The organism is Psychrobacillus faecigallinarum (assembly GCF_014836595.1).
GTDB lineage: Bacteria > Bacillota > Bacilli > Bacillales_A > Planococcaceae > Psychrobacillus > Psychrobacillus faecigallinarum.
The window spans coordinates 128,682-154,630 of record NZ_JACSQO010000006.1 but is presented as its reverse complement, the minus strand read 5'-3'; the positions used below and the strand labels follow the sequence as shown (position 1 = coordinate 154,630).

At 38.8% G+C, this 25,949-nt stretch carries 24 protein-coding genes and 1 other annotated feature; all 24 genes read right to left on the bottom strand.

Features of this window, described 5'->3' with window-relative positions:
* Positions 1-8: 8 nt before the first annotated feature.
* The gene (cysS, locus tag H9650_RS12880) at positions 9-1,409 is read right to left on the bottom strand and encodes a cysteine--tRNA ligase (protein ID WP_191697387.1); all 1,401 of its coding nucleotides are present in this window, start codon (positions 1,407-1,409) and stop codon (positions 9-11) included.
* Positions 1,390-2,064 (bottom strand): serine O-acetyltransferase, encoded by a 675-nt coding sequence (gene cysE, locus H9650_RS12875; RefSeq protein ID WP_151112038.1) that lies wholly within the window; start codon positions 2,062-2,064, stop codon positions 1,390-1,392. Before cysE ends, cysS begins: the two co-directional genes overlap by 20 nt.
* 48 nt (positions 2,065-2,112) lie before the next feature.
* Positions 2,113-2,333 (bottom strand) — a binding site (T-box leader).
* A 56-nt stretch (positions 2,334-2,389) separates the two neighbouring features.
* A complete protein-coding gene (gene gltX, locus H9650_RS12870) occupies positions 2,390-3,853 on the bottom strand; it encodes a glutamate--tRNA ligase (protein WP_144540927.1) in 1,464 nt (487 codons plus the stop codon).
* A 153-nt stretch (positions 3,854-4,006) separates the two neighbouring features.
* The gene (gene ispF / locus H9650_RS12865; protein ID WP_144540925.1) at positions 4,007-4,486 is read right to left on the bottom strand and encodes a 2-C-methyl-D-erythritol 2,4-cyclodiphosphate synthase; all 480 of its coding nucleotides are present in this window, start codon (positions 4,484-4,486) and stop codon (positions 4,007-4,009) included.
* Between the two features lies 1 nt (position 4,487).
* Positions 4,488-5,180 carry a 2-C-methyl-D-erythritol 4-phosphate cytidylyltransferase gene (gene ispD / locus H9650_RS12860; RefSeq protein ID WP_151112034.1) on the bottom strand — a complete coding sequence of 231 codons (693 nt, stop codon included), beginning with the start codon at positions 5,178-5,180 and terminating at the stop codon, positions 4,488-4,490.
* A 64-nt stretch (positions 5,181-5,244) separates the two neighbouring features.
* Positions 5,245-6,336, bottom strand: coding sequence for a PIN/TRAM domain-containing protein (locus H9650_RS12855; RefSeq protein ID WP_144540921.1), 1,092 nt, complete (start codon positions 6,334-6,336; stop codon positions 5,245-5,247).
* Between the two features lie 240 nt (positions 6,337-6,576).
* Entirely contained in the window at positions 6,577-7,947 is a 1,371-nt protein-coding gene (gene radA / locus H9650_RS12850; protein WP_144540919.1) for a DNA repair protein RadA, read from the bottom strand.
* A 196-nt stretch (positions 7,948-8,143) separates the two neighbouring features.
* Complete coding sequence (locus tag H9650_RS12845; protein WP_191697386.1) at positions 8,144-10,594, bottom strand: ATP-dependent Clp protease ATP-binding subunit; 2,451 nt, start codon at positions 10,592-10,594, stop codon at positions 8,144-8,146.
* Positions 10,591-11,688, bottom strand: coding sequence for a protein arginine kinase (locus H9650_RS12840; protein WP_191697385.1), 1,098 nt, complete (start codon positions 11,686-11,688; stop codon positions 10,591-10,593). Before H9650_RS12840 ends, H9650_RS12845 begins: the two co-directional genes overlap by 4 nt.
* Entirely contained in the window at positions 11,678-12,220 is a 543-nt protein-coding gene (locus tag H9650_RS12835) for a UvrB/UvrC motif-containing protein (RefSeq protein WP_191697384.1), read from the bottom strand. The genes H9650_RS12840 and H9650_RS12835 overlap by 11 nt, the downstream gene beginning before the upstream one ends.
* Positions 12,221-12,235: 15 nt before the next feature.
* A complete protein-coding gene (locus H9650_RS12830; RefSeq protein ID WP_144540913.1) occupies positions 12,236-12,709 on the bottom strand; it encodes a CtsR family transcriptional regulator in 474 nt (157 codons plus the stop codon).
* Positions 12,710-12,875: 166 nt separating this feature from the next.
* The gene (locus tag H9650_RS12825) at positions 12,876-13,334 is read right to left on the bottom strand and encodes a GNAT family N-acetyltransferase (protein ID WP_191697383.1); all 459 of its coding nucleotides are present in this window, start codon (positions 13,332-13,334) and stop codon (positions 12,876-12,878) included.
* An 11-nt stretch (positions 13,335-13,345) separates the two neighbouring features.
* Entirely contained in the window at positions 13,346-14,353 is a 1,008-nt protein-coding gene (rsgA, locus tag H9650_RS12820; RefSeq protein WP_318245416.1) for a ribosome small subunit-dependent GTPase A, read from the bottom strand.
* A 381-nt stretch (positions 14,354-14,734) separates the two neighbouring features.
* The gene (locus tag H9650_RS12815; RefSeq protein ID WP_318245415.1) at positions 14,735-15,643 is read right to left on the bottom strand and encodes an ABC transporter permease; all 909 of its coding nucleotides are present in this window, start codon (positions 15,641-15,643) and stop codon (positions 14,735-14,737) included.
* Positions 15,612-16,535: an ABC transporter ATP-binding protein gene (locus H9650_RS12810; protein WP_191697380.1), complete on the bottom strand. Its 924-nt coding sequence runs from the start codon at positions 16,533-16,535 to the stop codon at positions 15,612-15,614. The genes H9650_RS12815 and H9650_RS12810 overlap by 32 nt, the downstream gene beginning before the upstream one ends.
* A 99-nt stretch (positions 16,536-16,634) precedes the next feature.
* Positions 16,635-17,363: an ABC transporter ATP-binding protein gene (locus H9650_RS12805; protein WP_191697379.1), complete on the bottom strand. Its 729-nt coding sequence runs from the start codon at positions 17,361-17,363 to the stop codon at positions 16,635-16,637.
* Positions 17,360-17,728 (bottom strand): GntR family transcriptional regulator, encoded by a 369-nt coding sequence (locus H9650_RS12800; protein WP_191697378.1) that lies wholly within the window; start codon positions 17,726-17,728, stop codon positions 17,360-17,362. Before H9650_RS12800 ends, H9650_RS12805 begins: the two co-directional genes overlap by 4 nt.
* Complete coding sequence (locus H9650_RS12795; protein ID WP_191697377.1) at positions 17,721-18,521, bottom strand: hypothetical protein; 801 nt, start codon at positions 18,519-18,521, stop codon at positions 17,721-17,723. The genes H9650_RS12800 and H9650_RS12795 overlap by 8 nt, the downstream gene beginning before the upstream one ends.
* A 573-nt stretch (positions 18,522-19,094) precedes the next feature.
* Complete coding sequence (locus H9650_RS12790; RefSeq protein WP_151112020.1) at positions 19,095-20,057, bottom strand: ABC transporter ATP-binding protein; 963 nt, start codon at positions 20,055-20,057, stop codon at positions 19,095-19,097.
* An 11-nt stretch (positions 20,058-20,068) separates the two neighbouring features.
* Positions 20,069-20,992 carry a C40 family peptidase gene (locus H9650_RS12785; protein ID WP_144540897.1) on the bottom strand — a complete coding sequence of 308 codons (924 nt, stop codon included), beginning with the start codon at positions 20,990-20,992 and terminating at the stop codon, positions 20,069-20,071.
* Positions 20,989-22,083 (bottom strand): mandelate racemase/muconate lactonizing enzyme family protein, encoded by a 1,095-nt coding sequence (locus tag H9650_RS12780; protein ID WP_151112018.1) that lies wholly within the window; start codon positions 22,081-22,083, stop codon positions 20,989-20,991. Before H9650_RS12780 ends, H9650_RS12785 begins: the two co-directional genes overlap by 4 nt.
* Positions 22,084-22,096: 13 nt before the next feature.
* Positions 22,097-23,020, bottom strand: a complete 924-nt coding sequence (locus H9650_RS12775) for a S66 peptidase family protein (protein WP_144540893.1) — start codon at positions 23,018-23,020, stop codon at positions 22,097-22,099.
* Positions 23,021-23,102: 82 nt separating this feature from the next.
* Positions 23,103-24,761: a peptide ABC transporter substrate-binding protein gene (locus H9650_RS12770; RefSeq protein WP_144540891.1), complete on the bottom strand. Its 1,659-nt coding sequence runs from the start codon at positions 24,759-24,761 to the stop codon at positions 23,103-23,105.
* A gap of 57 nt (positions 24,762-24,818) precedes the next feature.
* Positions 24,819-25,943, bottom strand: a complete 1,125-nt coding sequence (locus H9650_RS12765; RefSeq protein ID WP_144540889.1) for an ABC transporter ATP-binding protein — start codon at positions 25,941-25,943, stop codon at positions 24,819-24,821.
* Positions 25,944-25,949 lie beyond the last annotated feature (6 nt).

The following is a 25,949-nucleotide window of genomic DNA, read 5'->3' as shown; positions in this document are numbered from 1 at the left end:
ACAAAAGGTCACCCTCTCTTCCATCGGATACCTTGGGCAGTATCTTCCAAAATAATATTCATTTCTTTTAGTTGATCTCTAATTTCATCTGCACGAACAAAATTGCGATCTTTTCTCGCTTGATTTCGTTCTTCGATAAGAGCATCGATTTCCTCATCCAGGACCTCTGTCTCCTTAGAAAGGGTAATTCCAAGAACTGCTGTTAAGGAATCTAAAATCGAAATAAATTGCTTTAGCACTGCTTCAGATGTTTGCTTCTCTAACAAATATGTGTTCGCTAATTTAGATAGCTCAAATAATGCAGCTATTCCATTTGCCGTATTAAAATCGTCATCCATCGCTATTTCAAATTGCTGTTTTACTTCCTCTATTTTGTGCATCCACATGTCATGCTGATCACCTAAATCCGCTGTTGTTTTTAAGCGATGAAGAACATTTTCATACGAGGTACGGATACGTTCCAAACCTGCCTCCGCTTGCTCCACAAGTTCCTGTGAGTAATTAATAGGATTACGATAATGAACACTAAGCATAAAGAAACGCAATATTTGTGGGTCAATTTGCTTGCGGATATCATTCACCAATACGAAGTTGCCGAGCGATTTAGACATTTTTTCGTTGTCTATATTGATATAACCGTTATGCATCCAATATCTTGCAAATGTCTTACCGGTCCTTGCCTCTGATTGAGCAATCTCATTTTCATGGTGAGGGAAAGTTAGATCCTGGCCTCCTGCGTGAATATCAATCGTGTCTCCTAAAATTTCACGAGCCATAACAGAACATTCGATATGCCATCCCGGACGACCTTGACCCCATGGGCTTTCCCAGAATATCTCACACGGCTTTGCAGCTTTCCAAAGGGCAAAATCTAATGCATCCTCTTTCTTTTCACCTCTCTGAATACGAGCCCCTACTTTTAAGTCATCCACCGATTGATGGGAGAGCTTTCCGTAGCCCTCGAACTTTCTTGTACGATAATAGACATCACCTTGTGATTCATAAGCATAGCCTTTTTCTACTAATACCTTTATAAAATCAATGATTTCCACCATGTGATCCGTTACACGAGGATGGGAATCTGCTTTTGAGCATCCTAAAGCTTCTACATCTGCAAAATAAGCATCGATAAAGCGACTTGTCAATTCGGATACATCTTCTCCAAGTTCATTTGCAGCTTTAATAATTTTGTCATCTACATCTGTAAAGTTTGATACGAATGTTACGTCATATCCACGATACTGTAAATATTTGCGTACAGTATCATATACAATAACTGGTCGAGCATTTCCAATGTGAATATAGTTATATACCGTTGGACCACATACATACATTTTTACCTTTCCTTCTTCTATTGGCACAAAAGGCTCTTTTTCACGTTTTAATGAATTAAATATTTGAATTGTCATGACGATTAGCTCTCTCCTTTTCCTCTGTCAGTCGATCAATTTCTTGCTGCAGCAACACAATCTTACCTTCCATCTCCTTACAGCGATCAGCGAACGGATCCGGTAAATCTTGATGGTCTAAGTTTCTCTTTACCTTTTTGCCATCCTGAATAACGACTACCCCTGGTATTCCAACTACCGTCGAGTTCTCTGGAACATCCTTTAAGACTACAGAGCCTGCTCCAACCTTACTGTTGTTGCCAATTGTAATGGAACCCAATACTTTAGCTCCAGTAGCTACTAAGACATTATTTTTAAGTGTAGGGTGTCTTTTTCCTTTTTCTTTTCCCGTCCCACCTAAAGTTACTCCTTGATATATGGTACAATCGTCACCTATTTCACATGTTTCTCCAATAACAACACCTGAACCATGATCAATAAAGAAACGTCTGCCAATTACTGCTCCAGGATGGATTTCTACACCTGTAAAGAATCTGCTTATTTGGGATATTAGCCTTGCAAGAAAGTACCATTTCTTTTTATAAAAGGCATGGGCTATCCGATGACTCCAGATTGCATGTAAACCGGCATATGTTAAAACAACCTCTAGCTTGCTGGTTGCGGCTGGGTCCTGCTCAAATACCACTTCTATATCTTCTTTCATACGCTCAAACATTAAAATCACTCCTTTTTTCCACAAAAAAAGTCTCTGTCTATAAATATAGACAGAGACGCTCATTCGCGCGGTTCCACTCTGATTGGAAAGATAAACATACTCTTTCCCGCTTCACATCTTTAACGCAGATGATACGTCCAGCCTACTCATAGTTCGGCATGGCGCTCTGAGGTGCATTTCCATAACTCATTGGTTCAGACCACTTTCAGCCGGTGATGGTCCTCTCTAAAGAACTTGCGTTACGTACTTCTCCTCTTCTTAGCTTTCTTTTTTTCGTTCATGAATTGTACACTCATTTTCACACCTTGCAGTGGAAAAGTCAATTTTATTGTTTTGCGTATTTAGAAACTCTAGCGATTACTTTTTCTTTCCCTATTAAGCTGATCGCATCTGCTAATTCTGGACCATGCGTCTGACCAGTTGTTACTACACGGATAGGCATAAATAGGTTTTTCCCTTTATGTCCAGTTTCTTTTTGGACCGCTTTAATAGACGCTTTAATCTCAGCTGCCTCAAATGTATCTAAGCTCTCTAATTGTGCTTTAAATGCCGTCATGACTTCCGGAACTTGTTCGCCAGTCAAAACTTCTAGAGCTTCTTCATTATATGCAACGTCGTCGTTGAAGAACAATGATGACAATTCAATAATTTCTGCTCCAAAACTCATTTGATCGTGATAGAGGGCTATTAAATTAGTTGCCCATAGTTGTTGCTCCTCTGACAATTCTGCAGGAAGAAGACCCTCTTTTTGCAGATGTGGCAAGGCAAGCTCTACTACTTTTTCAAGTGGTAGCTGTTTAATATATTGATTATTCATCCATGTTAATTTTTGCTTATCAAACATAGATGGTGATTTTGAAAGACGAGTAACGTCAAATAGCTTGATGAATTCTTCCTTAGAGAAAATCTCTTCCTCTCCTTCAGGAGACCATCCTAATAGAGCAAAGAAGTTAAACATAGCTTCTGGAAGATAACCCAGGTCTTTATATTGTGCAACAAATTGAATAATTGATTCATCACGTTTTGATAATTTTTTACGACTCTCATTAATGATTAAAGTCATATGACCATATTGTGGATACTCCCAGCCAAATACATCAAACACCATTAATTGTTTTGGAGTATTTGATAAATGCTCTTCTCCTCGGAATACATGTGAAATTTCCATTAAGTGATCATCTAATACTACTGCGTAGTTATACGTTGGGATGCCATTAGCTTTTACAAGTACCCAGTCTCCAACGTCTTTCGATTCAAAGGAAACAGATCCACGAACTAAATCTTCAAACGTATACGTTACATTTTCAGGCACACGCATACGGATAGTATAAGGCATTCCAGCCGCTTCCTTCTCTTGCACTTCTTCTTTAGATAAATGTCTGCATTTTCCGTTATACATCGGTGCAGCCACGCCATTTTCTTTTTGTTGCTCACGGTCAGCTTCTAATTCCTCTGAAGTACAGAAGCATTTATAAGCATGTCCTTTTTCTAGCATTTCTTCCGCATATTTTGTGTAAATATCTAAACGCTCCATTTGTCGATAAGGCGCATAAGGTCCACCGATATCTACAGATTCGTCGTATTCCATTCCTAACCACTTTAAGTTATCCAGCTGCGATAATTCTCCGCCTTCAATATTACGCTCAATATCTGTGTCTTCTATACGGACAATAAATTTCCCGTTATGGTGGCGAGCAAATAAATAATTGAATAATGCTGTACGTGCCCCTCCAATATGGAGATTTCCTGTAGGACTTGGTGCATAGCGTACGCGAACTTCTTGTGTCATTATAAATCCTCCTAGTTATCTTGCGTTTAAATTAAACCTTCGTCTGGAAAGTGGAATCAATCAGTTTTTAAGGCAAGGCATATCTTTACTTTTGCCTGTCTGCTAAAGTAGTAAACTTTATCTATTCTACCACTGCCAGTAGTTTTTTTAAAGTTAGTCTTTTTTCAATAAAAGGATGGTAGCTAAAGATGCAATTCCTTCCTCTCGTCCAGTAAATCCTAACTTTTCAGTAGTCGTCGCCTTCACGTTGACTTGTGACACATCAGCTTGCAAAAGCTCTGCAACTTTGGCGCGGATTTCCTCAATGTAAGGAGCCATTTTAGGCTTCTGAGCAATAATAGTGCAATCTACATTTCCAAGCTTGTAGCCTCGCGCATCTACTAGCTTCCATATATGCTCGAGTAATTTAGCGGAATCTGCATCTTTAAAATCGGGATCGGTGTCAGGGAAATGTCTGCCAATATCTCCCTCTCCAATAGCTCCTAGCGCTGCATCTGTAATTGTATGAAGCAATACATCCGCATCCGAGTGACCAATTAGCCCTCTTTCATAGGGTATCGTGATTCCTCCTATTATTAATGGGCGATTGTCTGCAAATTCATGTACGTCAAAGCCTTGTCCAATTCTTAACAATTTATTGTTCCTCCTGCTTTCGTTTATTTAAAATTACTTCTCCAAAAAGTAGATCCTCTTGAGTGGTAACCTTTACGTTATCATAGGTGCTCTCCACGATGTGAACCTTTTCACCTTGTCTTTCTACCAACATGGCCTCGTCTGTTCCTAAAAAGGACTCTAGCTCTGCCATTCTTTCGGCTTTTTCCAATATGTTATATTGAAAAGCCTGTGGAGTCTGGATGATCCATAGGCTCTCTCGTTCAACCGTTTCCTGTATTATACCATTTTGAACTTTTTTCATCGTATCTTTGGCACGAACTGCTGCTACAGCGGCTCCAAATTTTTCTGCGGCCTGTACTAGACGATGGATAACGTCTTGATGGATGAAAGGTCTAGCAGCGTCATGTACTAACACAACTTCTTTAGAGGGACTTGCCTTCAAGCCTGCATACACACTGTGCTGCCTTTCTGCTCCTCCTTCAGTTATTGCCGCAACCTTTTGAATAGAATATTGCAGAAGAAGCTGCTCTATATATGATTGTTCATCTTTTTTTACCGCTAAAACAATATGAGCACATTGGGGATCTCGTTCAAATACGCGGAGGGTATGTATTAGTACAGGTATATTTTTTAATTCTATAAAAAGCTTGTTATGCTCTGCTCCCATTCTTTTGCCACTTCCCGCAGCTGGTAAGATTACTGTGTAAGCCATTTCGTTTTCCTCCTCCGTTACAAAGAAAAAGGGTATGCTCCTAAAAGGAAACACCCCTTACTACTTATTTCGTTTCCTGTGGTTTCGCAAAGATCATTCGTCCTGCCGATGTTTGAAGGACACTTGTCACTTCCACATTAATCGCTTGTCCGATGAACGCTTTACCACCTTCAACTACAATCATCGTGCCATCATCTAAATAAGCTACACCTTGATTATGCTCTTTTCCATCTTTAATCACAACAACATGCATTATTTCCCCGGGAATAACTACGGGTTTGACAGCATTAGCTAAGTCATTAATATTCAATACCCGCACTTGATGCAATTCACATACTTTGTTTAGATTAAAATCATTGGTTACTACTACGCCACCCATTTTTTTGGCTAGACGCATTAGCTTTAAGTCGACCTCTTGAACATCATCAAAGTCTTCCTCCACTATTAAAACCGCAGTGCTTCTTTCATCCTTCAATTTGTTTAAAACATCTAGACCTCTTCGTCCTCTTGTTCTTTTTAACGTATCAGAAGAATCTGCGATATGCTGAAGCTCCGTTAAAACAAATTGAGGAACTACTAGCACACCTTCCATAAAGCCCGTTTCCGATATATCTGCTATTCTTCCATCAATAATGACACTCGTGTCTAGCAGCTTATAGGTACCCAACGGAAGTTCCTTGGCTTCCTCCTCAGCTGTTTTTTTCTTCAAAGAAGGTAGTTTAGAGGACGGGGTGAACACATGTAGCAATTCGTCTCTCTTTTTGTATCCTACCTGGAAACCTAGATATCCTAAAATAATGGTTAAGAGAACAGGGGCAACCGAACGAATGACTGGTAGCTCAATAGTTGATACAGCCGAGCCAAGGAAGAAAGCTACCACTAACCCGATTACCATCCCTAGTGTCCCAAATAACAAATCTCCGATTGGGGCCTTTAAAAGCCTTTCTTCCATCCATTTGATAAAATGTATTAAGTAATCTGTTAAAAATAGGGCAGCCACATACAGCATGATTGCTCCGATTATTACGGAAACATATAAATTATTAATCAAAGGGTTGTCAGATAAATTGATTAGTTCATATAAGTGCGGTAAGAATAGCAACCCTAATGTTCCACCTATCAATACAAAAGCAATTTGGATAATCCACTTTAACAAATTTTCCACCTCCATTTAAATTTTATTATACTTCCTGTTTTCCCTATACGTCTAATAAGTCGCAAGGAAGAAGGTTATCCCTTGCCCGCTAAACTAACATGAAAATGTCAGATTGACACTCTAACGTGTACAACCAAAGCAAAGGATTACCTATCTGTTACTTTTAAATCTATGAGTACACCCAGTTAAAACAAGAGTTAAACTTGAATACTTTATTCCCCCGCAACATCTTATTTCTTTTTATGAAAAGGCTTCTTTCATCACCTGGTTTACAGACTCTACTCCAATAACCTGCAGACCCTTCGGATAATCCCAGCCCCCCATATTAGATGCAGGGATAATTGCTCGTTTAAAGCCTAGCTTAGCTGCCTCTTGCACTCTTTGTTCAATCCTAGATACTCTTCTTACTTCTCCTGTTAATCCTACCTCACCTATAAAACAGTCGGTTGGAGCAGCACCCGTATCTCTAAAACTAGATACGATACTTACTAGGACGGCTAAATCGATGGCAGGTTCGTCTAATTTTACTCCACCGGCAACTTTTATGTAGGCATCCTGCGTTTGAAGTAGCAGTCCCATGCGTTTTTCTAGCACGGCCATTAATAAAGAAATTCGATTTTGATCAATCCCTGTGGCCATCCTTTTTGGATAATTAAAGCTCGATTGGGTCACAAGCGCTTGAATCTCTACTAAAATCGGTCTTGTCCCTTCCATTGAGGCAACAATGGCAGATCCAGCCGCTCCCTGGGAACGCTCCTGTAAAAATAATTCAGATGGGTTAAGTACTTCCCTTAAACCCTGTTGCACCATCTCAAAAATAGCAATCTCATTGGTAGAACCAAATCTATTTTTTTGTGATCGCAATATGCGATGATTATGATGACGTTCTCCCTCAAAGTATAAAACAGTATCTACCATATGCTCGAGTATTCTTGGACCAGCAATTTGGCCTTCCTTAGTTACATGTCCCACCAAGAAAATGGCAATATTTTTAGTTTTCGCAATCCGCATTAGCTCAGCTGTACTTTCACGCACTTGGGATACACTTCCTGGGGCACTTGTTACCTCTGGATGATGAACCGTTTGGATAGAATCCACTATTACAAACCGTGGGCTTACTTGTTCAATCGTTTCATTGATCAGCTCTAAATTGGTTTCCGAATAAATATAAAGTTCATTTGAAGTGACTCCTAAACGTTCCGCTCGGAGTTTTGTCTGGCGGATTGATTCTTCTCCTGATATATATAGTACTCTTTCCCCTTTATTCGCAAGAAGCGCAGAAACTTGTAAAAGAAGCGTTGATTTACCTATACCTGGATCTCCCCCAATTAAAACTAGGGAGCCTGGCACAATTCCTCCGCCTAATACACGATTCAATTCTACTAAATCAGTTTGTACACGTGGTTCCTCGACTGTTTCAATGGATATGATTGGGGTTGCTTTTTGAGTGACTCCAGACGAATGCTGAAAAGAATGTCTAGGTCCCTTAGAGACTACCTCTACCTCTTCCACCATAGTGTTCCATTCTCCACACCCCGGACATCTACCCATCCATTTGGCAGCCTCGTAGCCGCAAGAGTTACACATAAATTTTGTTTTCTTTTTAGCCATATGAACCTCCTATTAAGAAAAGCACAAGCGCCTATGTCTGCCACGACAACAAAATGGAGAAAAGCGGATGAGCAGCTTTTTTCCATTTGACCTCGAGTGGCTAGGTGCTGGAGCTAGACAAATACTTTACACAAAAATCATAAACTTTCTTAACCTGTAAAAAAGGCATTCCGGTAATCTCGGAATGCCTATATTATTAACTTTCTGTGACAGGTTCTGTTGTACGAACAACAAATTCGTCATTTTCTACATCAAATACTACACGCTGACCCGTTAAAACTTCCCCTTTCAACAATTCCTCTGAAAGGCGATCCTCCACATGTTTTTGTAATGCACGGCGCAACGGACGTGCTCCGTATGTTGGATCGTAACCTTCGGTAGTAATTTTGTCTTGGGCAGCTTCCGTAAGCACTAGCTCTATTCCTTGTTCTTTTAGACGCTTCGCTAGCTGTTCAGTCATTAATGTCACTATTTGTTTTAAGTGTTCTTTTTCTAATGAGTGGAACACAATCATTTCATCCAAACGGTTTAAGAATTCTGGGCGGAATGCTTTTTTCAATTCTTCAAGCATTTTACCTTTCATATCTTTGTAATCCGTTTTCCCAGCCTCTTGTAGATTAAATCCTACATGCTTATTGTATTTAAGTGCGTCAGCTCCAACATTTGACGTCATAATTACTACTGTATTACGGAAGTCCACCGTACGTCCTTTAGAATCTGTTAAACGACCATCTTCTAATACTTGTAGAAGGATGTTGAAGACATCTGGATGTGCTTTTTCGATTTCATCTAAAAGAATAACCGAATACGGCTTGCGACGAACTTTTTCAGTTAATTGACCACCATCATCGAAACCTACATATCCAGGAGGTGAACCTACTAAACGAGAAGTAGAGTGTTTTTCCATGTACTCAGACATGTCTACTCGAATCATTGCATCCTCGTCCCCGAACATTACCTCTGCCAATGCGCGAGCTAGTTCTGTTTTACCTACTCCTGTAGGACCTAAGAAGATAAACGAACCGATTGGACGCTTAGGATCTTTTAGCCCTGCGCGAGCACGACGGATAGCACGAGAAATAGCATCTACAGCTTCTTTTTGACCTATAACTCGTTCATGTAATTTGTCTTCTAGTTTTAATAATTTCTCAGATTCTGTTTGAGCAAGCTTGGAAACAGGGATTCCCGTCCACATAGAGACAACAGAGGCAATATCCTCTACAGTAACTTCTGATTCTTCTTTGCCTTGTTTTTCTTTCCAAGTGTTTTTCATTGTTTCTAATTTATCTTTTATCTTCTGTTCTTTATCACGGAAAGATGCTGCTTTTTCAAATTCCTGGCTTTGAACAGCTGCATTTTTCTCAGAACGAACAGCTTCTAATTTAGCTTCTAATTCTTTTAAATTAGGAGGAGTTGTATAGGAACGAAGTCGTACCTTAGAACCAGCCTCATCTATTAAGTCTATCGCTTTATCAGGCAAGAAACGGTCTGAAATGTAACGGTCTGACATTTTAACGGCTGCTTCTACTGCCTCATCTGTAATTTTCACTCGGTGATGTGCTTCATAGCGGTCACGTAATCCATAGATAATTTGTACCGCTTCTTCAGCAGAAGGCTCGTCAACTTGAATCGGCTGGAAGCGACGTTCCAGTGCAGCATCTTTTTCAATATATTTGCGATACTCATCTAACGTAGTGGCACCGATACATTGTATTTCTCCACGAGCCAGAGCAGGCTTCAAAATATTAGAGGCATCGATTGCACCTTCTGCTCCACCAGCACCGATTAATGTATGAAGTTCGTCGATGAATAGAATGACATTCCCCGCTTGGCGAATTTCATCCATTACTTTTTTCAAGCGGTCTTCGAATTCTCCACGATATTTAGTACCAGCAACAACCGTACCCATGTCTAAAGTCATAACACGTTTATCTCTTAATATTTCCGGTACCTCATTTTGAACAATTTGTTGAGCAAGACCTTCTGCAATTGCAGTTTTACCAACACCTGGTTCTCCTATAAGAACTGGATTGTTTTTCGTACGACGAGCCAAAATTTCTATAACGCGTGTAATTTCCTTGCTACGGCCGATGACTGGATCTAGCGTACCTTCTCTTGCAATTTGAGTTAAATCCCTTGCTAATCCGTCTAACGTTGGAGTGCTAGCTGGAGCGACCCCATTGGAATTGCTGTTACTATGGGATTGATCGGAGCTTCCCAATAATTGAAGCACCTGCTGGCGCGCTTTGTTTAAGCTTACACCTGCATTGTTTAACACTCTTGCAGCTACACCTTCTCCTTCACGGATTAACGCGAGAAGTAGATGCTCTGTTCCAATATAAGAATGACCAAGCTTTCTAGACTCATCCACTGAAAGTTCAATCACTTTCTTAGCGCGAGGCGTATAGTGAACAATAGGGCCGACTTCCTCTGCCCCAGTTCCAACTAGCTCCTCAATACCTGCTTCTATTACTTTTGGATCTACTTCAATTGCTTCTAAAGCTTTTGCCGCAATACCACTTCCCTCACGAATAAGTCCAAGTAATATATGTTCTGTTCCTATAGATTCATGCTTTAAGCGAATAGCCTCTTCTTGAGCTAATTGTAAAACTTTTTGCGATCTTTGCGTAAATCGATTAAACATCATGCAGGTTCCTCTCCTTTTGTTTTCTCTTTTTCTCCTTTTTGCAAACGTTCCCTTAACAGCTTAGCTCGAAACATATCACGCTCCGAAGCATTTAAAGTTGTACCAGCATACTTTTGTAAAAATCCTGGCTGCATAAAAACCATACATTCATTTAAGATAGACATATCCACATCTTGAATAAGTCCAATATCTATCCCTAAGCGTACATCGGATAGGCATCTCGCTGCCTCCTCCGTTGTCATAAGACGAGCATAGGATAAGGTTCCTAGCGAACGATAAAGACGATCCTCTAGTGTATTGGGAGAATGCTTTAATAGTGCATCTCGTGCTTCTCTTTCTTTTTGAATAATTTGTTCCGTAATGCTTTGAAGATCAGCAAGTATATCCTCCTCAGTCTTACCAAGTGTCGTTTGATTTGATACCTGATAAACATTGCCGAGCGCTTCACTACCCTCTCCATATATCCCTCTTACTACCATTCCAAGTCGAGAAATAATGGTTACTATTCGATTCATTTGTTTTGTTTTCGTTAATGCAGGTAAATGCATCATAACTGATGCCCTAAGTCCAGTGCCCGTATTAGTAGGGCAACTTGTTAAATATCCAAACTGTTCATCGAATGCGTAAGGTAATTCTTTCTCCAATAACCTATCTATATTATCTGCCCGTTTATAAGCCTCTTCAATTTGGAGGCCCGGAAAAAGGCACTGAATCCTAATATGGTCCTCTTCATTTACCATGAGACTAACAGATTCATCCTCCGATAAAAGGACGGAGCCTGTATTCGGAGAATTTGCTAATTTGGGACTGATCAAATGCTTTTCCACTAACACTTGGCGTCCAAGTTCAGATACATCCTTTATCTGAATGGAGGAAAATTTCATTTGCAATGCTTCATCAGCAGCATCCAACAAAGTGGCTGAAACAGATTGGTCAATTTTATGCGCTTCGTCCTCTGTAAATGCAAGAGGGAAGCGAAATCCATTCAGATTTCTAGCCAATCGGATCCTTGTACTCATCACAATGTCAGAATGCTCTCCTTCCCCTTCCATCCAACTAGATCTGGAATTATCTAAAAAGTTATCAACCGACATAGTGGTCGCCACCTCCTTCAGCAAGCTGTTTTTCTAGTTCTTTTACTTCATCTCTCAGCTTAGCGGCATCCTCAAATTGTTCATGCTCGATAGCATCCTTCATTTGTGTACGTATTGCTTCAATTCTTTTCTTTAAAGCTATTTTTTCACCAAGTACCCCTGGTGCTTTTCCGATATGTGTCGTATTACCATTATGCAGACGTTTTAAAACTTGGGGTAAATGAGGACGAAAGCTTTCATAACAAGAAGCGCATCCAAACTTACCTTCCTCTAAGAATCTCTCAATAGACCAGCCACATTCATTACATTCAAGTGTTTTCTGTTGTTTTTGTTGAACCATCTGCTGATCCGCGTGGTTAAACCAATTAGATAGAAGCTGATGGAGAGATAATGGGTCTTGTTTATATTCAACATAAAACGGGTGTAGGCTATTTGCACAAACCTCACAATAATGTCGTTCAAAGTGTTCTCCGTTATGCACCTGTGTAACCGTCACTTTGGCCGGTCTTTGCTTACAATTTTCACAAATCACTTTTCAACACCCCGTTCATTTTTCACTTTTTTCATATTTTAACGTTAATAGCATCGCACAAAGTATTCGTGCTCTTAGATCGTCTCTTGCAGGCAGTGGGATGGCTAAAGTCGTTCTGGCTAGGGCTGCTAAAATAATTTTCGCTTCTCGCTTAGTTATCACTTCTTCATCCAATAATCTAAATACAATATCTTCTGTCGCGGACTCAGACGCCCCGGCTTCCAGACTTTGTATTATATGCTCAATCAATTCAGCTTTTGTATGGGCCCGAACGCGGAGGATTCGAATATACCCACCACCACCTCGCTTACTTTCCACCAAATAACCACGGTCCTGTGTAAATCGAGTGTTTATAACATAATTTATTTGCGAGGGGACACAGTGAAATTTTTCAGCGATTTCACTTCTCTTTATTTCAATCTGCCCTCTACTTTCTTCTTCGATAATTGACTTCAAATAACCTTCAATAATGTCAGATATATTTCTCATCTTCTCTCACCTCTTCTCATTAAAACTGACTTTGACTATATTTGACTATATTATATAGCGAAATTTTTGTATGTGCAATTGATATGCCTAACATAAAAACAACAAAAAAACTACCAACATTTATTGTCAGTAGTTTTAGGTTGTATCAAAATGGAAACTTATATTCTTATATTTGTGAATTGTATTTGAGTTGTGTAATAAAAAAATTAGGCTCTACTTCAATGTCCTTTATTTTGGAAAAGTTGTGTCTTTCGTACAAAGTAAGCGCCGGTTTATTTTTTGCACCAGTAGATACTATAACACTTACACTATTAGGAGCGAGGTCCAATACGTATTTTAACAGCTCAGAAGCTATTCCCTTCCTGAAATGATTAGGGTGGACAACTAACCTACAGATATCCATTTCATCTCCATTAATTTCATATGAAATAAAACCAAGCAGTTGTTCCTTTTCATACTTTCCTATATAAATTTCTTTAGAAGCTTTAATATCCTCTGTAGTTTCCTTAAGCTGCGGAATGCCATCAAAACCGATAATCTCCACTTCCTTTCGATAAGCCGGAAGCTGTACTTCAAGCATTTCTTCTGCTACAGATTGATTGTGATGATCAAGTAATAAAATCATTGCGTACCTCTTTAAACTTTTCTTTTTTTATTGTTTTTTTGGGCTTTAGATAATTGCTTCCATTTATCTCGCTCTGTTTTTTGTGCAGCCAAGTCGTTTTTACGTTCCATATGGGCAAGTTCACGTAATAATTTTACATAGCTCCTATAACGGTCCTCTTTTAGCACACCAGAACGAATAGCCTCCTGAATCGTACAGCCAGGCTCTTTTTTATGCTGACAGTCTCTAAATCGACACTGCATTGCAAGCTCTTCTATATCTTGGAAGCTGTTGCTAATCCCCTCGCTTGAATCCCATAGCTGAAATTCTCTCATCCCTGGTGTATCTATCAATAGCCCTCCTCCAGGTAACAAAGAAAGCTCTCTATGAGTTGTTGTGTGACGCCCCTTACTGTCATCCTCTCGAATGTCACTAACCGCCATCACTTCTTCTCCTGATAGAGCATTTATCAAGGAGGATTTACCTACACCTGAAGAGCCAAGTAATGCACCTGTCTTCCCTTCGCCAAGAAGAGCGGCCAAGTCTTCTATTCCTTCTCCTGTAACACTAGAAACAGCAAAGATTTCGACGCCAAATGCAATAGATTCGACTTCATTGATATAATAATCCAATTGCTCACAAGCATCTTTTTTCGTTAGAACAACTACTGGTGTCGCCCCCGAATCCCAAGCTGCGAGTAAGTAACGCTCTAACCTTCTAACATTGAAGTCTTGGTTGAGTGACATCACTAAAAACACATAATCTACATTCACTGCAACCAATTGGATTTCCATAGTTGTACCAGCCACTTTTCTTGAGAATTGGGATTGTCTCGGTAAAACCTGTTGAATAATCCCTTTCTCTTCTCCTGGCATCTGCTCTAAAATAACCCAATCTCCTACTGCCGGAAAGGCTTCTCGATTGTTGTCAAATTTAAACTTACCTGAAAGGGAGCATAGCCACTCGCCATCATTTGTGACTACTCGATATAAATGTTTATGCTCGAGTAAAACTCGGCCTACTAATCCTTTGCTCGCCATCTTTTCTTCCCACTTACTATTCCATCCATACTTTTCGATTAAATTCAATTTAAATTTCCTCCTAATTTTCCCTAAAGATATTTTAATCGCCATTTTTTATTCGGCGAAATACTGGGCAACAAAAAAACCATGATTGCACGAATCAGCAATCATGGTTTCCCGATCATTAGTAAAGAAATTTCAAAAAGTATGGAGAAATAAGCTCGATTGTCTGTTTACAATCAAACCAATACCTATTCAGCCTACATTTAGAAAATTACAGAGTGGGACATCATGAACTTACTGATTCGTTTTGTGTTATATACAATAGCCATAATGCCTCACTCCTTTCCTTAAGTTAAATTCAGAATACTACAAGTTTTTGAAATATGCAATAGGCAATTACGCCGTTACATCACGTTTTGTAAATGACCAGTAGCTTGTTACTAGGAATATTAACAGATACACGACAATTATTATAATAGAAAAACTTAAGGTCATGCTTTCTATTAGCGGTGTATTTGTTCCGATAAATTGACTTAAATTTGTATTGGCAAATATAATGTATTTCGGAAATTCAAAGTCCAGCATTGCAAGAATTTGAGTTACTTGTACTCCTGCAAACATTAGGAAAATAGATATTCCAATTGCTAATGAGCTAGAGCGGAACACTGAGCCAATCATAAAAGCTAAGGATCCAATTACAAATACATTTACTAAAGACAGAGCAGTTAAAAGCAATAATCTGCCCCAGTATGAAACCTCCACTACCTTGCCATCGACTAGCTCTAACTGCGTACCTGGAACATTATCAAAGAAAATGTATCCAAAGATTATCCCCGAAACAAGAAGAACTATTGACATCATAATTGCAAACAGACCAACTGTGATTAGTTTAGACGTTAGAATTTTCCATCGCTTCATTGGTCTCGTTAGTAACATTTTAATTGTTCCTTGGGAAAATTCAGAAGCTACTATTCCACCAGCCACTACTACCGTAAATAATGTGACAACGGACATCATATTTGGAAGACCGCTGATAAACCCTTGTGCACTATCGTCAACGATAGGAGACAAATTATTATCAGTTCTATATTTAGTTAGTTCAGGACCCTCAGAAATGGCAGTCATCTCTTCTACAGTAATAGTTTCTCCTTCACTACTCTGTGAAATATCTATTGAATATACCCATTTTACAAGACCAGCCGAAGCAAGCATTAACAACACGAGCAATATAGTCATTACCCATGTTGATTTTTTAGTCCAAAGCTTTAACCACTCATTTCGTACGAGATTCAGCAATTTGCCCACCTCCTGTAATTTCTAAGAATTGATCTTCTAATGTTTTTCTATGTGGTGTTACGGAATAGATTTGTAAATCATTTGTAATCATTTCTACAACAAAAGCAGGAACTTCTTCTTTGTTTAGAGGGATTACATAGCCAGTTCCTAAAGACTCAAAGGTGATTTCCTTATAATTAAAGAAATCTACTACCTTTTCTTGATTTGATGCTTCAATGTAATAATGAGATTTTTGCTGTTCATTTACCTCTTTAATAGATAAGAGCTTCCCATTTTGAATAACTGCAATTCTATCGCACATTAACTCTATCTCAGCGAGCAGATGACTTGAAACAAAGATAGACACACCTTGCTCTACTGCTATTTTTCTTAAATACATACGGAATTCACGAATACCTGCAGGATCTAGTCCATTGGTAGGCTCATCTAAAATGAGAAATTTAGGCTTATGTAAGATAGCCTGTGCTAAACCTAGACGCTGTCTCATTCCTAGAGAATAAGTAGATACCTTTTCGTTAATACGCTTTTGAAGTCCTACCTGAGCAATCACTTCGTCAATGCGTTCCTTGGTTATATTCTTATTCATTCGTGCAAAATGAACTAAATTCTTATACCCACTCATATATTTATACATTTCAGGGTTTTCTACAATCACCCCGACCTTGCTCATGGACTCCTCAAAATTCTCTGAAATAGGCTTCCCCTCTATAAATACCTCTCCTGATGTCGGCTCCATAAGACCTGTCATCATTCGAATAGTGGTTGTTTTCCCAGCTCCATTCGGCCCTAAAAATCCTGTTATTTGCCCAGGATATAAATCTAATGTAAGATCATCAATAATTTTCTTTTTCCCGATTACTTTAGTAAGATTTTGTAGTCTTACTATTGGTTTTCTCTCCATTTAATTCACCTTCCTTATCAATAATTTTGTTCTTATTAAGGTATACGTCTATAAACTAAATAAGTTCTATAAAATTCCATTTATATTTTTCTTGGAAATTTAATATGACTTTGCTGCTTCTAACTCGTTCTCTCTTTGTTCTTGGAATAAGTTAGTCATCCAAGTCGTAATATCTTTTCTTTGTGATTCTCTTATATCTTCGACCAACTCATGAGCAATAACCGAGCCCTCACGCATCACGACAATTTCATCTAAAATTGGTTCCATATCCTTCAGCTCGTGAGTAGATAAAATTATAGACTGTGTCTCTATATCTATAAACTGTATAAATCCTCTTATAATAGACTGTCTTACCATTGGGTCTAAGCCAGAAAGAGGCTCATCTAGCAAATAATAATCTACCTCTCTACCTAGTGTAGCGGCAATTTTTGCTCGCCCTCGATTTCCCTTTGATAATTTTTTTAAAGGGGCATGTATATCTAGCTGTAAAAAATCAGCTACGATACAAGCCTTATCATAACTAAAATCATCGAACTGAGAATCATAGAATCGAAATAGCTGTTTCACTGTGAAATATGGAAAAACGTCATCCGCGTCTGGTAAATATGCTACTTTTTTAGCTACGAGATATGACACAGGCTCTCCATCAATTTGAATGGACCCTTTTTTAGTAAGTAATACGCCTGCCATCAGCTTTAAAAGTGTAGACTTTCCACTTCCATTTTCACCGACTAAACCAATTATTTTACCCTTAGCAAAAGTAATTGTTACATCATTTACCGCTATCTTGCCTCCATACCTCTTAGTTAACCCATTTATATCAATCAATTCAACTCACCTCTTTTACGGGAGGATAACTGGACAATAATCTCCTCTTCTGTAAATCCAAATGACTCCATTTGATTAAGAAATGTAGTCACTAGCGTCTGCTTCATCTCTTCTCTTAGCTCTTCTAATCTTTGCATATCCTCAGTCACGAACGTCCCCTGCCCTCGTTTGGTCTCTGTTAGGTGCAACAACTCCAACTCTTTATAGACACGTTGCATTGTATTGGCATTAACACCGAATTCTAGTGCATATTCTCTTACCGAAGGTAAACGATCCCCAGGCTTCACGTTTCCCTTTAATAAATCCCCAAAAATTTTCTCCATGATTTGTTGATAGATGGGCTTATCCGGAAGAAAATCAATCATAGGTGTATCCTCTCACTTTCCTTTGTAAAACAAATGTTGAGATTATAAATAAGCATGTAAAAACAACAAATTCCAATATAATTTGTCCTACGTAAAAGTGATCCGTAACCTCTAAAAACATATAAAAATCTTTGGAGCTAATTTCTCCTACATTCATCTCAGGCAGGTTTATTTTCCAGTAGCTAGTTAGTGTTTCATATAGCTTACTTTCTGTAAATTTTGCGTAGTTATGGAATGCAAAGAAAAAGAAGACGATAGATACTATATTAGATAACGCTTTATTGATTGGTCTTAAAAGTCGGCCAAGCACCCAAGTAACCAAGATTCCGATAGTAAAAGTAAGTGCTGCAAAAGCTGAAGTAAATAAAAAATATACCTCTAATTTCATAATCCAAAGCATACTAGTATCCTCTAAGGGTTGGAAAAGCCAATAACCAATCATTGTAGTTATTATGACAACTAAAAGTGATATAAAGGTGAATACAAAAAATGCAAATAGCTTTGCCCCAAGCAGCTTATACATAGATGCATTTGTATGAAACCACATGTCCGAACGTTTCATATCCTTTTCTAAGCTTGCAAAGAACAAAATAGGCATTCCTATAATGTGCCCCAAAACCCAAATCGATGATAAAACAAGCAGTACATTCCCTAAACTAAAATCTATTCCGAAGATTACCTTTAACAAATATGGGCCCATTAGTACTACCAGTACGTTAATAAGTAATCCAATTAAAAGTAAGGATTTATACGCCATCCATTCTTTCCAAATCAAGCCTTTCCATTGACTCATATTTCATCCTCACCATCCTAGTGTATTAGTTACATAATACACTAGGATTTAACATAGAGTCAAACAAATTTTCAATTTAATTCCTTTCATGGGAATAACGGATGAAAGGTTGAAAAAATGAGAAAGGCAGATTCCGTCCACCATAACCCTTTCTATTTGATATCAAGGGATAATGTTTGTAAAGCTAGATCACCACTTTGAAAAAAACAGAAAAGCTCCAGCACCTTTTTATACTTCTAAAAAAGTAAAACTTGGAACAAGTATGGTGGATTTCCGCTTTATACGGCGGAAGCGATAAGCCATCACCGTCGCTAGCGCGTCGTTTGTGATGTCTTATCTGTCTCCCTTACCCCGCTGGAGTCGCCGCCTGTCGCTTCAATCCACAACATAATAAATGTTGGAGGAAGAACAAACTCCTATATATAAAATTAAATTTTTCTTTAAAAGATCTATTTGATCTGCTCAACTTCGCTAAATTTAAAGGTCTTTAGCTTTTGGGACATAATTTATATACTTCTCTGTAAATAAAAAAACACCAATCCAATGTTAATTAGACTGGTGGTTTTTAAAATATCAATTATAAAGATGACATGCTACAAAGTGACCCGGCTCTTGCTCTTGCCAAATCGGCTTTTTCTCTGAACATATTGCCATAGCATGCGGGCAGCGAGTGCGGAATACACAGCCTGACGGTGGATTGATCGGACTTGGCAACTCACCTTGAAGGATAATTCGTTGACGAGATTCTTCGATATCCGGATCTGGAATTGGGATAGCGGACAACAATGCCTGAGTGTAAGGATGTAATGGGCTATCGTATAATTGGCTACTTGTTGTCAGCTCAACCATATGCCCTAAATACATTACACCGATACGATCAGAAATATATTTAACCATAGACAAGTCATGCGCTATAAATAAGTAGGTCAAGCCTTTTTCTTTTTGAAGGCGCTGTAATAATTTTACTACCTGGGCTTGTACCGAAACATCCAATGCTGATATTGGTTCATCTGCTATGATAAATTCCGGATCTAGAGCAAGGGCTCGAGCAATTCCAATACGTTGTCTCTGCCCTCCAGAGAATTCATGGGGATATCGATTGGCATGATCACGATTAAGACCAACATCCTCTAACAATTCATAAACCCTTTCTTTTACCTCTTTTTTAGAATTATATAGTTTATGAATTTCCATAGGCTCAGCGATAATTTCTAAAACAGTAGATCTTGGATTTAAGGATGCATAGGGATCTTGGAATATCATTTGCATTTTCTTTAAATAATTTTTGCGTTCTTTATCGTTCATTTCATGAACATTTTTCTCTTCGAACAGCACATCTCCCTCTGTTCGGTTATACAAACCTAAAATAGTGCGACCAGCAGTAGATTTTCCACAGCCTGATTCCCCAACTAGACCAAATGTTTCTCCCTTGAAAATTTCAAAGCTAATACCGTCAACTGCTCTTAATGTACTGCCCTGACCTACCTCAAAATGACGTTTTAAATCCTTTACAGATAATAGAACATTCTCCGTCATATGTTTCCCCCCTAACCGTCATATCTTCTTACTGCACATATCTCTTTTTCTAATTTTGAGCCTTCTAACACTAAAATCTCCACCGACTTACCTGTCGAAGGCGAATGTAATAATTGGCCGTTCCCATAGTAAAACCCAACATGTCGCACGGGTCCAGTTCCTTCATCATTTGCAAAAAACAACAAATCTCCTCTTTTCCATAAAGAGGGGTCATCCTTCGACACTTCTTTTCCTTTTATGGCCTGATCACTTGCGTCACGAGGGATCAAATAGCCACACGCCTTTAACATATTGTATGAAAAACCAGAGCAATCATAGCCGTATGGGGACATTCCTCCCCATAAATAAGGTAAATCTAAATATAATTCTCCCAGCTTCACCGCTTCCTCTGGTGGAAGTTTTGGTAGTTGCTCAATAGACTCTGCAAATTGTACATTTTCTTTTCGGATCAATGTCTCTCCATTTGGAGCTTGAACCTTATAATAGCTACTTGTTTCCGATATAACAGGAAGGATTGCATTAAATGGTAGAACAAGTAGGGGTTTCTCTTCCATATCCCATAGCTGAGTTTTACTATCCTTCACTCGGACAATGCCTTTATTTTCGACCTCAGTCACTTCTTTTAATTGGACTAACGGCACCCAACCAGGATATCCTCTTACATCTTTTTTAGATGGTTGCCACACTGCGATAATTTTAGCCCAACCATCACTTATCTCATCCACCATAACCGGCTCACCATAGAGGAGTTGGGTTTGAACACGATTTTCATCACATAAAGCAAGACGTTCCTTGTATGGAAGAGCTTCTAGCCACTCTCCTAACTGAACAGGATTTGAAATTCCTGGACTGTCTACTTCTCTAGCAGAAGCAGGCTCTGTCCAAACAGTTGCGACCTTTACTGCACAAATCCAATGATTACTCACTAACGTCATTGCTTCTCCCCCTCCGTTTTTATGCTCTCAATCCCTAACCCATAGCCTTCTGAAAATGTCATGCTGCTAGCTTCATAGATTACACCACCAGTGACTATGTCCTCTGCAAGCATTAAAGGAGCATCGAAATCATAGAATTGAACATTTGGTTGGCTTGCTGCGAAATGAGCAGCTGCTGTTATGCCTAATTTAGTTTCGATCATGCTGCCCACCATACATATAACTCCACTTGCCTCTGCTAATGCGTTAATCTTTATAGCTTGATGAATACCGCCAGATTTCATTAATTTAATATTAATCATGTCAGCAGCACGCATGTCTAACACACGTTTGGCATCATATACAGAGAAAACACTTTCATCCGCCATAATAGGAGTGATTGTTCTTTCAGTTACGTATTTTAAGCCCTCTATATCATCTGAAGATACTGGTTGCTCAACAAATTCAATATTTAGCCCTGCGTCTTCCATTGTTCCGATAGCACGGACTGCTTCTTTTGCATTCCAGCCCTGATTGGCATCTAATCTAATTTTAATTTCTTTCCCTACCCGCTTCCTAATAGCCTGAATACGATTAATGTCTTCTTGAATTGTACCTATTCCAACTTTCACCTTTAACGTTTGAAAACCTTGACCAACATAACGATAGGCATCCTCTGCCATCTCAATAGGATCATTAACGCTTACTGTAAAATCAGTAATCAGCTTGTTTCGATATCCTCCTAAGTACTGGTATAGTGGTAGTTTCGCATATTGACCTAAGAGATCAAAGATAGCCATATCAACAGCAGCTTTAGCACTCGAATTTCTGACAATAGCTTTATGAATTCTTTGAAAGATTAACTCTTTCTCTAATAAAGAAAGCCCAATTACTTGTGGGGATATTACTTCGTTTATAGCGTAACGAATACTTTCCAAGGAATCACCAGTAATTACATGTGTTGGAGGAGCCTCCCCAAAGCCCACTATTCCTTCCTCGGTAGTTACCTTCACGACTATGGAATAAGCAGTAGTGACCGTACGAAGTGCGGTTTTAAAAGGTTTTGTCAGTGGCACTGCCACATAAAATGTCTCAATAGATTGTATTTTCACTCGTGACTCCCCCTTACTCAACTCCAGGTAATATTGCTAGCGTCAAATTCTCCGTATTCAGTACCGCTTCCACTCCTAAAGGAATTGCAAAGTGCGGCTGACAATGACCAATCAGAAAACCTTTTAATGCTGGCTTCCCTAAATCCCCTAAATAATGATTAAAAACTTCATCCATCGTTAATGATTTTTTTCCTCTCTTAGGCTCCGCATCACAGAAATCTCCAATGACAAACCCAGCTGCCGCGTTTAGCTTACCCGCTAACCTTAATTGATTGAGCATACCGTCAACCTTGTAAGGCTCTTCTCCAATATCCTCTATTAATAACAGCTTCCCTTGAGTATCAACTTCATATTTAGTCCCTATCCCACTTGCAAGAAGTGATAAATTACCGCCTACAAGTTCTCCTCTAGCGACTCCAGGCGAAACTACTGATAGAGGAGATATATCCTCTGTATAATGTAGCTCCATTGGCTGGAATAATTGAAGAAACATTTTTTTAGATAAATCACTAAATGTACTTTTTCCAACGTCTGACGCTAACATAGGGCCATGAAATGTAACGATATCAGAGTATAAATTCATGCTAGTATGTAAATATGTAATGTCTGAGTAACCCCAGAAAACTTTAGGATTTTCATTCATTAGTTGATAATCTATTTGGTCAGCATACCTTGCCGTACCATAGCCTCCACAAGCACATATAATACCGTCTATATTTGGGTCCGCGAACATCTCATGTAAATCTTCTAGTCGCTCTTCGTCTGTGCCCGCTAGATACCCATTAACTTGTTGTACACTTTTTCCCATCCTATAAGATAATCCTAATTCCTCTAAAAACGATAGGGAGCGGTTCAGTTGATCTATATTAGGTGGACTAGCTGGAGCAATAATCCCAATTGTGTCCCCTTTTTTTAATCGTTTTGGTCTTATTTTCATATGTATAATCTCCTTTGTTTTTAAAGAAAAGGGGCGGCACTCGTAAAAGTGCCGCATCTTTTTTTAGGGAATAAATCTTTATTTATTCTTTATCTGCCCATTTTAAATCCATGTATCCAACTGGATGTCTAACAATTCCTTTGACATTGGACTTCTCAAGCGTAACTTGGTTGTAATAGTGAATAGGTACAACCGGCATTTCTTCTATAAGGAATTTATCAGCTTGAATCAGCATATCCCAACGTTTTTGCGGGTCTGTTTCATTTTTGATATCTGCTATTAATTTATCAAATTCTGGGTTAGACCAAGTAGTACGGTTCATAGAAGAACCAGTAATAAAGCTTTCTAATGCATTAACAGGGTCTGCATAGTCAAATAAGAACGAAGAGCGTGATAACATATATTTAAACTCTTTTTGTTCTGAAGCAAACACGCTTGCCTCTACATTTTGTAGGGCTATTTCAACTCCAAGAACTTCTTTGAACTTACTTTGAAGTGCTTCTGCAATTTTCTTATGAGTATCACTAGTTGAATAAGTTAAGGTTACTGTTGGAAGTTCATTGTATCCTTCCTCTTTCATACCTTCTTCTAAAAGTGCTTTTGCTTTTTCAGCATCATGTTGAATGAGCTTTCCAGCAGTCTCTCTAAATTCCTTGCCATCTGGACCAATAAATCCGTAAGGAACAAATCCTTCTGCTGCTTTTTCACCATTTTTTGTTACGAATTCTACTATTTCTTGTTGGTCAACAGCCATACCGAACGCCTGGCGAATTTTTTTGTTTGTAAAAGGCTCCATAGAAACGTTGAAACGATAGAAATACAGACCTGCTTGGTCTTCATTTTTTAACTCCGGATCGTTCAACAATTGATCTGCAAGTTCAGATGGTACACCTGAAACGTCTAAATCACCAGTTTTATACATTTGATACTCCGTATTAGAATCATCAATCATTGCCCACTCAACCTTGTCTAGCTTAACAGTATCTGCATCCCAATAGTTCTCGTTTTTCTCAAAAGTAAAGCTTACATCGTGATCCCAGCTAGCTAATTTAAATGGACCATTTCCTACAAATGATTCTGCTTCTGTAAACCATTCAGGGTTTTCTGTAGCTGCCTTCTCATTTACAGGGAAGAAGCTTGGATTTGTAATAATATTTAAGAATGCCTCTGTTGGCGCAGCAAGTTTAACTTCAAATACTTTCTCACTAACTGCTTTAATAGCAACCGCGTCAGCTGCTCCTTCTCCATTATTGTAAGCTTCTGCCCCTTCAATGAAGTAAGCTAAGAATGCTGCTGGAGAAGCAGTTTCTGGATTTAACATATGCAACCAGCCATAAACAAAATCACCTGCTACGACAGGATCTCCATTTGACCATTTTGCATTCTCACGAATTGTAAATGTATATGTTAAACCATCCTCTGATACGTCAATCTTTTCAGCTGTAGCTTCTTCTGCTTGATGGTCCTTATTTAGTCTTACAAGGCCTTCCATCAAATTGTTTAATGCGCTCCAAGATACCGCATCAAACCCTACTGATGGATCAAATGACGTAGGTTCGTTTCCGTTGTTTAGCTTAAGCACTTTTTCCGTTTCCACAACAGGTTCTTCTTTTCCTTCACCTTCTGTCTTTGTAGTCGGCTCTGTCTCAGTCGGTGTTTTCCCAGCCTCTTCATTGGCTGTACACGCGCTTAACACAAGAACAAACAAAGCCATAATTAATAATGAAAGCCATTTCTTCATCCTATTTTCCCCCTTTGTTTTCTATATGTGAATGCACTTGCGCGCCCTCATCCTGTTTTACTTTTGTACTTGTAATACTTTTGCTCTCTCATCCTGAAGCCAACAATCTACTGCATGAGCATCTGATAGCTTACTAGTGTATGGATAAACATGATCACACACTTCCATTGCAAATTTGCAACGAGCAGTAAACGGACAGCCAGTCGGTGGAGCGAAAAGATCCGGTGGTGTTCCATCTATTGGTTGTAGCTCCTCCTCCATTAAATCTAACCGTGGAACAGAATTGAGAAGCCCTTGTGTATAGGGGTGCTGTGGAGTGTAAAAAATTTCTCTTTTATCACCTATCTCCACAATTTTACCAGCGTACATTACCGCAATGCGGTCTGCAATTTTAGCCACAACACCTAAATCATGTGTGATTAAAATAATGGAAATATCCGTTTTCCTTTGAATTTCCTCAAAAAGTTCCAATATTTGTGCTTGTATAGTTACGTCTAAAGCGGTCGTTGGCTCATCTGCTATAAGGAGTTCTGGATCACAAATCAAAGCAATTGCAATAACAATACGCTGCCTCATCCCTCCTGAAAATTGATGAGGATATTGCTTTAACCGTTCTATTGGATTTGGTATGCCTACTAGGTTAAGCATTTCAATTGCCTTTAATTTTGCTTCATGCTTCCCAATTTTTTTATGGGTGCGCAAACCTTCCGTTAACTGCTCACCAATAGTGAGCGTTGGGTTTAACGCAGTCATAGGGTCTTGAAAAATCATAGATATGTCAATACCTTGGATTTTTCTTAGTTCAGATTTGCTGAGCTTTGTTAACGCCTTCCCTTTAAACAAAATACTACCATTCTTAATCCTGCCGGCTGGTTCAGGTATCAATCCCATAATTGCATTAGAGGTGACACTTTTCCCACAGCCAGATTCGCCTACGATTGCCAACGTCTCACCCTTGTAAAGATCAAAATTGACCCCTCTTACTGCTTCTACTTCTCCACCATATGTTTTAAAGGAAACTTGTAGGTTATTAACCTGTAAAATTTTCTCGTCTGTAATTTTTTTTCTTTCTTTTTTACCATTCCGACTCACTAGTGAGTCATCAGATTGTAAAGATACTGCTACCTCATCCACTTTCCCTCGAGCAAGTTCCTTTGCATGATCTAATTGATGTTCATTCATCCATTC